11 protein-coding genes and 1 tRNA gene are annotated in these 13,249 nt (G+C 50.5%); 10 read left to right on the top strand and 2 right to left on the bottom strand.

Features of this window, described 5'->3' with window-relative positions; all coding sequences use genetic code 11:
- Nucleotides 1-117: 117 nt before the first annotated feature.
- The 4 genes from K7P01_RS04535 (at nt 118) to K7P01_RS04520 (ending at nt 4,178) form a co-directional block, all read left to right on the top strand.
- Nucleotides 118-1,161 carry a sensor histidine kinase gene (locus tag K7P01_RS04535; protein WP_267290285.1) on the top strand — a complete coding sequence of 348 codons (1,044 nt, stop codon included), beginning with the start codon at nt 118-120 and terminating at the stop codon, nt 1,159-1,161.
- On the top strand, nt 1,158-1,886 hold the full coding sequence (locus K7P01_RS04530) for a LytR/AlgR family response regulator transcription factor (protein WP_267290283.1): 729 nt from the start codon (nt 1,158-1,160) through the stop codon (nt 1,884-1,886). The genes K7P01_RS04535 and K7P01_RS04530 overlap by 4 nt, the downstream gene beginning before the upstream one ends.
- Before the next feature lie 318 nt (nt 1,887-2,204).
- Nucleotides 2,205-2,278, top strand: a tRNA-Ala gene (locus K7P01_RS04525).
- 172 nt (nt 2,279-2,450) lie between these two features.
- Nucleotides 2,451-4,178, top strand: a complete 1,728-nt coding sequence (locus tag K7P01_RS04520) for a DEAD/DEAH box helicase (RefSeq protein ID WP_267290281.1) — start codon at nt 2,451-2,453, stop codon at nt 4,176-4,178.
- Between the two features lie 59 nt (nt 4,179-4,237).
- Here the strand turns inward: K7P01_RS04520 and K7P01_RS04515 are convergent, their stop codons facing one another.
- Nucleotides 4,238-5,167: a S1C family serine protease gene (locus K7P01_RS04515; RefSeq protein WP_267290279.1), complete on the bottom strand. Its 930-nt coding sequence runs from the start codon at nt 5,165-5,167 to the stop codon at nt 4,238-4,240.
- 652 nt (nt 5,168-5,819) lie between these two features.
- Between K7P01_RS04515 and pafA the strand changes: the two genes are divergently transcribed.
- The 6 genes from pafA (at nt 5,820) to K7P01_RS04485 (ending at nt 11,999) form a co-directional block, all read left to right on the top strand.
- On the top strand, nt 5,820-7,463 hold the full coding sequence (gene pafA / locus K7P01_RS04510; RefSeq protein WP_267290277.1) for an alkaline phosphatase PafA: 1,644 nt from the start codon (nt 5,820-5,822) through the stop codon (nt 7,461-7,463).
- Between the two features lie 112 nt (nt 7,464-7,575).
- Nucleotides 7,576-8,646 (top strand): M42 family metallopeptidase, encoded by a 1,071-nt coding sequence (locus K7P01_RS04505; protein ID WP_267290275.1) that lies wholly within the window; start codon nt 7,576-7,578, stop codon nt 8,644-8,646.
- Nucleotides 8,647-8,751: 105 nt separating this feature from the next.
- Nucleotides 8,752-9,267 (top strand): YfiR family protein, encoded by a 516-nt coding sequence (locus K7P01_RS04500; RefSeq protein ID WP_267290273.1) that lies wholly within the window; start codon nt 8,752-8,754, stop codon nt 9,265-9,267.
- A gap of 87 nt (nt 9,268-9,354) precedes the next feature.
- Complete coding sequence (locus K7P01_RS04495; RefSeq protein ID WP_267290271.1) at nt 9,355-9,867, top strand: YfiR family protein; 513 nt, start codon at nt 9,355-9,357, stop codon at nt 9,865-9,867.
- 42 nt (nt 9,868-9,909) lie between these two features.
- Entirely contained in the window at nt 9,910-10,974 is a 1,065-nt protein-coding gene (locus tag K7P01_RS04490; RefSeq protein WP_267290269.1) for a PAS domain-containing sensor histidine kinase, read from the top strand.
- A gap of 251 nt (nt 10,975-11,225) precedes the next feature.
- Nucleotides 11,226-11,999: an ABC transporter substrate-binding protein gene (locus K7P01_RS04485; RefSeq protein ID WP_267290267.1), complete on the top strand. Its 774-nt coding sequence runs from the start codon at nt 11,226-11,228 to the stop codon at nt 11,997-11,999.
- Here K7P01_RS04485 and K7P01_RS04480 read toward each other — a convergent pair.
- A complete protein-coding gene (locus tag K7P01_RS04480) occupies nt 11,986-13,206 on the bottom strand; it encodes a 3-phosphoshikimate 1-carboxyvinyltransferase (RefSeq protein WP_267290265.1) in 1,221 nt (406 codons plus the stop codon). The genes K7P01_RS04485 and K7P01_RS04480 overlap by 14 nt on opposite strands.
- Nucleotides 13,207-13,249 lie beyond the last annotated feature (43 nt).

Below are 13,249 nucleotides of genomic sequence, written 5' to 3'. Positions count from 1 at the left end.
GAAAAGTACGGACAACCCGGCGCACCGGTCGATGAATTTCCGCCAACGGTAGAAAAATGTGAAAAAGACCATACCCGCGCCGTACGATGCCGTAAATTTATTGCGTTAACCCGCAGCATGCAATCCTTCTTTCAACGTCACCGTGTTTTCCTGCTGCACCTTTCCTTCTGGTGCGCGTATCTATCGTTTTTCGTCTACCAGTTCTCGTCGTTCCGCCACCGCGAACGCGAAGTCGAAATGTTGGAAGTTTTTACCCAGGCAGGCTTCCACGTGGCGTTTAATATGGCCGTCGCTTACTTCAACTATTTCATTGTTCTACCACGCTTTCTCAAACACAAAAACACCGGCCGTTACCTGCTTGAGTTTTTTATTCCCTTTGCAATCCTCATGTTCGGACGCGTGCACATGCAGCGCTACCTGGTCGACGGCTACACGCACAAAGCCGGTTATTTATACAGTACAACGTTTGTGGTGCAAGTTGCAGCCACGAGCCTCTTCGTCGTCATCTTTGTGGCCATGCTGCGCTTTGTACAGGAATGGTTTGAATTCGAATCCCGTAAAAAGGCCATCGAAAATGAAAAGCTCATTTCCGAGCTCAACTTCCTGAAAGAGCAGATCAATCCCCACTTTTTGTTCAATACGCTTAATAACCTCTATTACCTGGCCTATTCACAATCTCCCAATACCACCGAGGTCATTGCCAAGCTTTCGCAAATGATGCGCTACATGATCTACGAAACCAACCACGCAGACGTGCCGCTGATGAAGGAGATCGAATACATGGAAAATTACATCAGCCTCGAACGCCTGCGCCTGAACGGACAGATTCCCATCGGCTTTGAAGTACACGGCGATGTGCAGAATGTACGCATCACGCCCCTCATCTTTATCACATTCCTGGAAAACGCCTTTAAACATGGCATCGGCGCAAGTCCCGGCGATGCATGGATCAAGGTTAGCATCCGCGTAAGCGACAACGAATGTATCTACACGGTAGAAAATAGCAACCACGCCGTCACCGCCAGCGAGCAAGGCAAGTCCGGCATTGGATTACAGAATGTTCAGCGTAGATTAGCCTTAAGCTACCCCGGTCGCCATACCCTCACCACAGAGAAAAATGCCGACCGTTATACGCTCACACTAAAAATCACTTTGGCATGAGCATCACCTGCCTGATCGTCGACGACGAGCCCCTGGCACGCAACCTGCTGACCGACTATGTAAGCAAGGTGCCCTCGCTGCAGTTGCTGCAAGCATGTGCCAGCCCCCTGGCGGCGATCGAAGTGCTACGCTCTAACCCGGTGGACCTGTTGTTCCTTGACATTCAGATGCCCGAGATCACCGGCATTTCGCTGCTGCGAACATTACAGAAACGCCCCCTGGTCGTACTCACAACAGCGTACTCTGAGTATGCCCTGGAAGGATATGACCTCGACGTGGTGGACTACCTGCTTAAGCCCGTCACATTTGAACGTTTTCTACGCGCAGTCGAGAAAGCCGGCCAGCGCTTAACACCCACTACGCCGCCATCCGTGCAAGCGCCTCGCACAGAACCAACCGAGCAGCAACCCTTTGTATTTGTGAAGGACGGCACCAAGCTCGTCAAGGTACGTTGGGCTGATATATTGTATGTGGAGGGACTGAAAGACTACGTCACCATCCACACCCGCCAGCAAAAGATTGTTACGCTGCAGCGCCTGAAAACTTTGGAGGAACAATTACCGACGGATAAATTTATTCGGATCCATCATTCTTATATTGTAGCAGTAGATGCCATCGACGTCGTACATAAAGGCGAAGTGCAGATTGGCAACGTAACCCTGCCCGTAAGCGATTCGTATCGAAAGCAGTTTAAGGATTTCACAGACCGGAATCAGATGATGTAAATACCTGCCTGGGTTCTTCTCGTGTAGTTTTGGAGACGTTTTCCAACGGCTTGGATAAAGGGGGGATGAGCTAGATTCAAGCTAGTATTAACCTAGACTTATGCTAGTGATAAGCTAGTCCTAAAAGTACTAGGACGGATGGTGATTAAATTACGCCGATGGTGCAGAAGAGTCTACCTTGATTGACGCCAGTCGATTCGGGCGGATATAAAAATCCAGTTTTTAAACTTCCTCGCATTTTTAAACTCTCCCCGCATTTTGGTTGATAGCCAAATTAAAATATATTTGCGCTCGCTTTTTCCGGAAAGCATCGTTTTCGGGGGATTAGCTCAGCTGGCTAGAGCGCTTCCATGGCATGGAAGAGGTCATCGGTTCGACTCCGATATTCTCCACTAAAAAGAGGTCCCAGGGCCTCTTTTTTTTGTTTTGCCCCGAACAAAACACCTGTTCCGAGCTATTCTGTCCTGCATTTATTTTGACAAAGCCGGTGTCGCCGGCACAATGCAGCTTTTCCCCAAATTGTCAATTAATAGCCGTACCTTTGCCGCTTACTGAAAAAAATTAATGAAATCTTTTGAATCCCTGGGCCTGTCCAGGGGACTGGTGGAGTCGGTGCAATTAATCGGCTTCGAAACACCTACTCCCATACAGGAACAAGCCATTCCCGTCCTGTTGAATGGAAATCGTGATTTTGTGGGTCTCGCCCAGACGGGAACCGGTAAGACTGCCGCTTTCGGCCTGCCGCTGCTCGACCTTGTAGACGACAAGAGCCGCGACACACAAGCCCTGGTGCTTGCCCCCACACGTGAACTTGGTCTGCAAATCGCCAACGACCTCGAGAACTTCTCCGAAAAAGTAAAGCGTTTTAATATCGTCGCCGTCTATGGTGGCTCCAGCATTAGCGAGCAGATTCGTAAAGTGAAAAAGGGGGCACAGATCATCGTCGCGACTCCCGGTCGCCTCATTGACCTGATCGACCGCAAGGCCATCAACCTGAGCACTATACGCTTTGTCGTACTCGACGAGGCCGACGAAATGCTAAACATGGGTTTTAAAGACGACCTGGACAAAATCCTGTCGTTTACGCCGAAAACTAAATTCACCTGGTTGTTCTCCGCCACGATGCCACGTGAAGTGCGGGCCATCATGAAAAACTACATGACCGACCCGTTCGAACTGACGGTCGGCGAGAAGAACACTGGCAACGTAAATATCGAGCACCAGTACGTCCTTATTCAAGAAAAAGATCGGTACGCAGCGCTCAAGCGCATCCTGGACTACACGCCCGAGATATTCGGCCTCATCTTTTGTCGCACGCGCATTGACACCCAGAAGATCGCCGAAGGTTTGATGAAAGATGGCTATAACGCCGACTCACTCCACGGCGATTTGACCCAGCAGCAGCGTGATCGCGTGATGATTAAATTCCGTCAGCGTAGTTTACAGATCCTGGTGGCGACCGACGTAGCCGCCCGCGGTATCGACGTGGATGACATCACACACGTTATCCACCTCAACATCCCGGACGAAATGGAATTCTATACCCACCGCAGCGGTCGTACGGCGCGCGCCGGTAAAAAGGGTATATCAATTGCCATGATCTCCAAGCGTGAGCTCGGCAAGGTAAAGCATATCGAAAAGACGCTAAAGTCCCCGTTCAAGCGTATGATGATTCCCACAGGACAGGAAGTCTGCCAAAAGCAGTTGCTGGCCCTGATGAACCGCGTACACGAAGTTAAGGTGAACGATGCGGAGATCGCCGAGTTCTTGCCCGCCATCGAAGAACAGCTCGCCGACCTCACCAAGCAGGAGCTTATAAAGCGGTTCGCGTCAATCGAGTTTAATCGATTCCTCGACTACTACCGCAATGCGCCCGACCTGAACGCTAAAGGCGAGCGTAGTGAAGGAGGGGCTGCAGACGAGAAGTATGTATCCTCCGGTTCGCGTCTCTTTATCAACCTGGGTAAGATGGATGGCCTCGATGTGCCCGGCCTGCTGGAGCTGGTGGACGAACAAACAGGTCTTGGCAAGAAAGATATCGGTCGGATAGACTTGAAAGGCGCGTATTCGTTCTTCGAAGTGGAGAAAGATCAAGCTGCCCGCGTGGTCGAAGCCCTGAATGGTGGTACTTACAAAGGACGTCCCGTACGCGTGGAGGTGACCGATGGTAAGGAATCTTCCGGCGGCGGCGATGGCGACAGGCCGTATAGGAAAAGCAAAGGTAGCTATGGAAAAGGTGGCGGTAGCTATAGCAAAGGACCCGCCCGCACGGGTCAAAAGAAACGGTGGTAGTTCCACCAGCCTGTGACATAATAAAGCGCGCTGTCCTATTGGGCAGCGCGCTTTGCTTTTTACCCTTTCCGGTCCGCGGGAAAAATACTGAAGTGCAGCAGCTCGGTGTGCCGGATCACCGATACGTTTGTGGTGGTTAAGATGGCGCGGTGGCTTAGCTCCTTGAAGAGCTCATGCGAGCTGTTGATTACCTTATCGTTAAAGGCTACCAGTATATCGCCTTCCTGTAATTGCGAGCGCGATGCCGGTGAGTCAGGCTCCATGCGTGTAATGAACAATCCGCGTTTATTCCGTAGGTCGTGGTGCTGTTTCACCTTGGGATTCAAGGTTACTTCTTGCAGCATCACACCCAGGTATGCTTTAAACACCTTACCATCGCGCAGCAGTTGTTGCGCGATCTCCTTTGCCGTGTTGATGTCAACGGAAAAGCTCAGTCCCTGCGCTCCTTGTATCACCGCCGTGTTGACTCCGATCACATCACCCTCCGTCGTGATCATGGGCCCGCCGGAGTTGCCGGGGTTCAAGGCCGCGTCGGACTGAATTACATTATCGATCAGCCGCCCCGACTGCGTTTGCAATGTGCGCCCCAAAGCACTGACGACACCGGTGGTGACGGTGTGCTGGTATCCATAGGGATTGCCAATGGCGATTACCAGCTGGCCGATTTGTAAGTGCTGCGCATCACCCAAACGCGCCACCGAATATCCTTCACTATAGATCTTGAGAATGGCCAGATCCGTATCAGGATCTTTACCTACTAAAAAGCCCTCGATCTCGTTTTCGTTCAGCAAGCTCACCATGATCTTTTCGGCGCCGTCTACGACATGGCTGTTGGTAAACACCAGTCCGTCCGACGAAAAGATAAAGCCTGATCCCGACCCTGCGGCCCGCAGTATACCTTGCGCGTCGCGCTTAAACACATCGATCTTTACCACGGCATTCTTGGTCTTCTCCACGGCGTCGATGATCATTGTCGAAAAAGCATCCATATTGTATTCCCTAAATATGGGAGAGGGGCGTCAAATTCGCCGCCAGCAATATTTTTCGGAAAGAATGGCTCGCTGAAAAGGCCTTTTACGACACTTTGGCCGACCGCGTTGGGCGACGCTATCGACAGATTGACCTGGATTTTTTATGCCAGGGGCAAAACGGGGCTCTTTTTCCTCAATTTTTTTTCGCGAAATAATGTGTCAAATTGATTTTTTTATATATTGCAACGGTTTGCGAACAATGCTGCAAACGATAGTGTTTTAAATCTGTGTGTGACCTTACGGCTTTAACAAGGCATGACGCAGAAAAAATGCTGCAGCACCAAATCGTAATCTCTGTTCATGTCTTTAGTCTGCTTTGGTCATACGCTTACGCGTAGTATTTATTTTTTGGACCTAACCTTTTTTATCTACTATGAAGCAGATCAATGTATATCACTTTCTGGGCCTGGCGCTCATGTTTGCAAGCTCTGTGATTTCTATGGCGCTGCTCGCCATCGTGATTTTTTAAACAGTCTTGCGCGCGTTCTAATCAAGCTATAGTCGGTGTTGATTGTACACCGTATCTTTATCAGGACGCAACAATCCGTTCATAAAAGTTTAATGCCAGTATTAGGGTGATTCTCTATCTTGCTGCATGAATTTAACATGCATGCGAAGAATCATTGTACTAGTATTGGTGGCCCTGGCTAACACTGCCTGGGCTCAGCCGGGCGCAACGACAAAACCCAAGCTTGTTGTGGGTATTGTAGTCGACCAAATGCGCCAGGAATACCTCTCTCGTTATTACTCAAAATTTGGTGACGGCGGCTTTAAGCGCCTGATGGGCGATGGCTTCATGCTGCGCAACGCACACTATAATTATGCGCCTACCGTGACTGGCCCCGGTCACGCTTCAGTATATAGCGGCTCGACGCCTGCCATACACGGCATCATCGGCAACGACTTCTACGATAAAGATACCCGCAAGACTGTTAACTGCGTGGAGGATTCAACATGCAAAGCGGTTGGTGCAGACGGCAACGGCGATGTATCGCCCTGGCGCATGCTGTCATCCACCGTCACAGACGAGTTAAAGCTCTTCACCCAGAAGCGTGCAAAAGTAATCGGCATCTCTTTCAAAGACCGCGGTGCCGTATTACCGGCCGGCCACATGGCCGACGGCGCTTATTGGTTTGATGGCAAGACCGGCACCTTTATGACCAGTAGCTACTACATGACCCAACTGCCAGCATGGGTAACAAAATTCAACTCGCTCAACCTGCCCGCGCAGTACCTCAACCAAACGTGGAATACGCTTCTGCCTATTGCGCAGTATACCGAAAGCGGTCCCGACGATTCGCCATATGAAAAGAAGATCGGCGGCAAAGCCAAACCTGTGTTTCCCTACGACTTGCCTGCCCTTAGAGGTAAGAGTACGAGCTATGATCTGCTCTACGTAACGCCCTTTGCGAACGACTTCCTCACGGAAATGTCGAAGGCCAGCCTGGCGGGCGAGAGTCTCGGTAAGGACGACATCACCGACTTCCTTTGCATCTCGTACTCAACTACCGATGCCGTCGGTCATGCCGTTGGCCCGCAAGCTGTGGAGCTCGAAGATATATACCTCCGCCTCGACCGCAACCTGGCTGACCTGCTCAAGACACTCGACAAAGAAGTGGGCGCTGGCAAGTATACCGTTTTCTTAACGGCGGATCACGCCGTCGCCGACGTACCCCAATACCTGAAAGACAGCAAAATGCCGGCTGGCTACTTCAGCAACGAATTTGCGCAGGCAAAGCTGGAAGGATATTTAGAGAGTTACTTCCCCGGTCGTAAAATCATTGCCGGCATCGGCAACGAACAAGTGTTCCTCAACCACGACGCCTTTCAGAAAGACCCGAAGTCGTCGGGCATCGAAATGATGATCGCGAGCGAGCTCATCGGCAAATACCTGATGACGATGGACGGCGTAGCCAATTATTACACGCAGGCCGAGCTTCGGCAGGGCAGCTATGATGAGAAGGGCATCAAGGGCATGATGATCCGCGGGTATAACCCCCGTCGGTCGGGTGATATTGCCATCGTGTTGCAACCCGGTTGGTTTGAGTCGGGTTCGATTCAAGGTACTACCCACGGTTCACCCTATACGTATGACACCAACGTGCCGATCCTCTTCTACGGTGCCGGCATTCGCAAAGGCGCGTCCGCGCGCTACCACACCATAACTGATGTAGCCCCGACCGTATCGCTTTTGCTCAACATCAAGTTCCCGAGTGGCTGCACGGGTCAGCCCATCGAGGAGCTGTTTGAATAACCGGTTCGTGCGATAAGACACTTGCGGCAAAGCCCGCCCGCCTCCGGCAGGGCAGGCGGGCTTTCTTTTTGGCCGAATTTATTACCTTGTGGCCCGAAACAGCATATTCACTATGGATAAAAAAAGCAAAGAATTCCTGTACGAGTACCTGAACAATGCATCCCCGACGGGTTTTGAAAGCTCGGGCCAACAGATCTGGCTGGACTATCTCAAACCCTATATCAGTGATCAGATCGTGGATGTATATGGCACAGCCGTAGGAGTTATCAACCCCAAGGCAACATACAAGGTGGTTATCGAGGCACACGCCGACGAGATCTCCTGGTTCGTAAACTACATCACAGACGACGGCTATATCTACGTACGCCGCAACGGTGGCTCCGACCACCAGATAGCGCCCTCCAAGCGTGTAAATATTCATACTGAGCGGGGTATGGTAAAAGGCGTATTTGGGTGGCCTGCCATTCACGTACGGGATGCAGCGCGCGAAGAGGCGCCGTCGCTGAAGAACATTTTTATAGACATCGGTGCCGCCAATAAAAAAGAAGTAGATGACCTCGGCATACACGTGGGCTGCGTTATCACCTTTGAAGACGAGCTGATGGAAATGAACAAACACTGGCTGGTAGGTCGCGCGCTGGACAACCGCATGGGTGGCTTCATGATTGCGGAGGTAGCCCGTCGCCTGCACGAAAACAAGAAGAAATTGCCCTACGGCCTGTACGTGGTAAATGCTGTACAAGAGGAAATCGGCTTGCGGGGTGCGGAAATGATTTCCCGCCGCCTAAAGCCTGATTTGGCCATCTGTACCGACGTGACGCACGACACCCAATCACCCATGTATAACAAGCGTGAAAGTGGCAACCTGAAGGCTGGAAGCGGCCCCGTCGTGTGCTATGGCCCCGCCGTGCAGAATAACGTGTTGAAGATGGTAATTGAGACCGCCCAGAAGCGTAAGATTCCCTTCCAGCGCCAGGCTGTTTCACGCTCCACCGGCACAGATACCGACTCTTTTGCATATTCTGCCGAAGGAGTGGCCTCTGCGCTCATTTCCTTACCTTTGAAATACATGCACACTACCGTAGAAATGGTGCATAAAGACGATGTCGAAAACGTTATCAACCTGATTTACGAATTCCTGCTCCAGCTCAAGCCGGGCCACGATTTCCGGTATATTAAGTAATCCTGGGCGAAAAACTTACATCGCTAAGGTAAGCTTCTGAATAGGCTCTTCCAGGCAGCTGGGGGAGCCTATTTTTGTGTTGTAGAAATCAAACAACCTATCAGAATGATTAAAAAAATTCAGGTCCTGGCACTCGCTTCCTTCCTGGCTTGTGGAAGCGTCTTTGCTCAAGATAGGCCCATGCACGAGGTATACTCCATGATGGTCTTTAATTTCACCCGGTACGTACAATGGCCCGATCAGGCGGCTTCAGGTGAATTTGTGATTGGTGTAGTCGGCAGTAACGAGATTTACAAAACGCTGACAGATTGGTACGGCGGCAAACCCCGCGGATCAAAAACGTATGTGATCAAAAAATTCAGCTCTGCTGCAGAAATTACGGATTGCCATGTTCTTTATATAGACAAGGCAAAGAGCGGTGAGTTTGACGCTGCCAACGCAAAAGTAAAAGGCAAAGGCACGCTGGTGATCACCGACAAAAACGGTTTAGGAGAGAAAGGAAGTGGTATCAACTTCAAAACCGTAGATAACAAACTTAAATTCGAACTTAATCAGAAAGCAATAGAAGCGTCAAACTTGAAAGTTTCCGGTTCGCTTTCTTCCATGGCGATATTGATTTAATGGGTTGTTTGGAAAGCCTCGGGGGTTACTCCCCGGGGTTTTTTCTCATTAATTCGTAGATTGGTAGTATTCCCTAAACTTTAGTCTATGAAACGCCTTGTTTTAATTGCCATCGCAACAATAATTGTTGCGATCAGTGCCAAAGCTCAGGAACGCCCGCCGCACGAAATCCACTCTGCGATGCTGTACAACTTTATTAAGTATGTACAGTGGCCGAACGAAGGGGAGGCCGGAGAGTTTGTTGTAGGAGTTATCGGTGACGATAACGTCTTCAATACACTCAAACAGTGGTACGACGGGAAGCCTAAAGGGAGTAAAAAATACGTGATCAAAAAACTCAGCAGCCCTGCTGAAGCCGCCGACTGCCAAGTCGTGTACGTCGGAAAATCAAAGAACAGAGATTTTGATACTATTAAAAGTAGCGTTACCGGGAAATCTATCCTCACCATTACGGATGGGAACGGTCTCGGTCAAAAAGGAAGCTGCATCAACTTCAAGGTCATAGATGGAAAGCTCAAATTTGAGCTCAATCAGGCCACGGTCGGTGCCGCAAACCTCAAAGTATCAACACAGCTCAGCAGTATGGCCATACTTATCTAACGTCAGGGGAACAGAGCAGCGATAAAATTCGTTGCTAGGGTGATGGACTGGAGAGATGGATTTTTTAGAGAGTTGGTAGAGCATTCCGAGGATATTCATATCGTCGCAGATAAGGGATTAATCATTCGTTACGTTTCTTCGTCCGTAGCCAAAATCCTGGGCATAGAACCCGTTTCTTTAATGGGCCGCAACATCCGCGAGTTCATTCAGCGCGAAAAGTTTGAAAACCTTACAACACACCTCCGCGAGGGGACGGGCAAATTCACCCATGAATTTATGCTGCCCGGCGCCGACGCGCAGATGGTATACTTCGACGTTTCGGCTTCCCAGCTGCTCGACCGGCAGGAGTTCACGGGCGTCATTTTTAAGCTCAACGACATTACCGAAAAAAAATTGCGTGAAGACCAGCTGATCCGCTCCAATCGCCAGCTGGACCAGGTCATCTATAAAACCACCCACGACCTGAAGGCCCCCGTAATGTCGGCGCTGGGATTGGTTAAAATCGCTGAGATGGTGCCGGATGGGGAAAAGGACCAGTACATCGGCATGATCAAAAAAAGCCTGCTCCGCCTAGACTCCTTTATCGAGGAAATGAATGACTTTTATCGCAACGAGAAGCTGGCCGTACAACGCGAAAAAGTAAGTATCGAGCAACTTTTGCTGGAAGAGTGGGATAATCTTAAAAACCTCTACCCCGACAATGCCGTTGATGTTTTTTGGGACATCCACGAAGACTGCGAATGGCATTCCGACCGTTTAAGAGTAAAAACAGTCGTTACAAATATACTTTCGAACGCTATAAAGTACATGGACTTGCAAAAGCAAAACCGATTTATCAAAATTGCAGCGCGAGTTACGGAAGAGTTTTGCGACATAAGCTTCGAGGATAACGGGATCGGCATCGACCCTTTATACCAGGAGAAAATCTTCGATCTGTTCTTTAGAGCAACAGACCGATCGCAAGGAACTGGCCTCGGCCTGTTTATTGTTAAAGACACACTGGAGCGATTGGGGGGAGAGGTTAAAGTAGTTTCAAATCAAGGACAGGGAACGACGTTCCATGTCAGAATACCAAATCAAATACACCAGTCCGTAGAGATTGGATGAAGATACACGCACGGGGTCACAGAGTTTTTATAGAGAGGGTCTTTTCTTTGTGTGCTCTGTGCGTTTTTAAGGTCTTATGGATGGCAAACGAGCCTTCCACGCGAAGAAACACGCACGGGGTCGCAGAGTTTTTATAGAGAGGGTCTTTTCTCTGCGCGCTCTGTGCGTTCCTTTTTACCCCCTCGTGCAACTTTTTTACACTATACATTTCCCCAAAAATTTACAGTTGTTTTGTTAGTAACTTTATCGCCATGACCTACACCGATCAGGTAGGAAACAATGTTACTACATACAACGGCACCCCTGAAAGGATTGTATCCCTGGTGCCATCGCAAACCGAGCTGCTGGCCGACCTCGGCCTTGAACAGCAAGTGGTGGGCATTACAAAGTTTTGTATATATCCGCCGTCCTGGCGCAAAACCAAAACGATCGTTGGCGGTACAAAGAACTTTCACTTCGATACCATTCATAGCCTGAAGCCCGACCTGATCATCGGCAATAAAGAAGAGAATTATCAGGAGGGAATTGTAACCTTACAGGAGACATATCCGGTATGGCTAAGCGACATTGTGACATTGGAAGACGCCCGGCAGATGATCTTAGCCATCGGCACGCTTACAGCCCGCCAACAAGTTGCCACTACCATCGTAGACCGCATCAACAAAGCGTTTGCGACACTTAGGCCCCTACCGCCAAAGCGCGTAGTATACCTCATCTGGCGCGACCCCTGGATGGCTGCCGGCCCCGGTACTTTCATTGATACTATGCTAACCGGCCTCGCATTGATCAACGCTGTACAGCAATCGCGCTATCCCACGCTAACGCCGGTCGCACTCGCTGCCTTAGCGGCTGACTATATTTTATTGTCATCAGAACCGTACCCGTTCCAGGAAAAGCATATGGAAGAATTACGGCAACTATGCCCCACCTCCCAGCGCATATTGGTCGATGGCGAAATGTTCTCGTGGTATGGCAGCCGACTCATACAAGCGCCGGCCTACTTCAACAGCCTTACGCTGATGTAATGCCAAACGCGTGCAGATCGTTCCAATAATTGGGGTATGATTTCCGCACTACGTCGGGTTGCTCGATCGCTACGTCCATGACGGTGACGAGAGGAGCGAACGCCATCGCCATACGGTGATCTTTGTACGTAGCAAACGACGCCGACGCCGGCAGTTGTCGAGAAGGCACTAATGTCCAGTGTTCAGTGGAGTCCTCTACCAAATCAGCTCCGATCTTCCGCAGCTCATGTTGCAACGCCGCGATGCGGTCAGTCTCTTTGATGCGCAGGCTTTCCAAACCCGTAAAAGAACCGCGAATGCCTTTCGCGGCGCACACCACCGCTACGGTTTGGGCCAGGTCGGGACAGTGTGTAAAATCCCACGACAGGGTAGCTGCACTTTCTTTTTTAGTAAGCGTCAGCAGACCACCTTCATATACCGCGCGGACGCCAAGTATATCCATGATTTGTACAACCACGGAATCGCCTTGCAGCGATGACTGGAAAAGACGCGGCAGCGATACCGTTGCATCTTGCGCCAATGCGGTAAAGGCAAACCAATAGCTGGCGGCAGACCAATCCGACTCTACAGTAAAAGGAGCTGGCGTATAATGCTGTGCAGGAATAATGACTTTATCGTCGAGTAGGGTGGAGGAGGCCCCGAAGTGTTTCATCAGCGCAGCCGTCATTTCAATGTATGGACGGCTGCCCACCTTGCCTTCCAGTTCCAGTGTCAGGCCTTGCGGCAGCATCGGTGCAACCATCATCAGCGCAGAAATAAACTGGCTGCTCACATCACCGCGAATGCGAATGGAGTTGCGTTGCTGGCCGGCGAAACCTTGTGTACGAAGTGGCGGATAACCCTCGCGACCGATATATACAATGTCGGCGCCCAGGCTGCGAAGGGCATCTACCAGAATGCCAATGGGGCGCTCCTGCATACGGTCGGTGCCGGTGAGCGTTTTCTGCTGTTTGGTAACGGTAAAATATGCTGTAAGGAAACGCATGGTAGTACCGGCATCTTCCACATCGATGACCGCGTCAGGCGACCCCACGCGCCGCAGCATGAGCTGCGTATCGTTGGCGTCTGATAAATTGTGCAGCTCGGCTGTGCCGCCTGCCAGCGCGTTGATAATAAGCGCCCGGTTGCTAATGCTTTTCGAGGCCGGAAGAAGTGAAGCAGTGCCCTTCAAAACATTCGTTCGCTTCAGGTGAATGGTCGTGCTCAATGGACTATAAAATTTGGATGGGCAAATTACAGTTTGTTCCAAG

It is taken from the genome of Parachryseolinea silvisoli (assembly GCF_021190955.1).
Taxonomy (GTDB): Bacteria; Bacteroidota; Bacteroidia; order Cytophagales; family Cyclobacteriaceae; genus Ohtaekwangia; species Ohtaekwangia silvisoli.
This window is presented reverse-complemented; position numbering and strand designations above follow the sequence as displayed.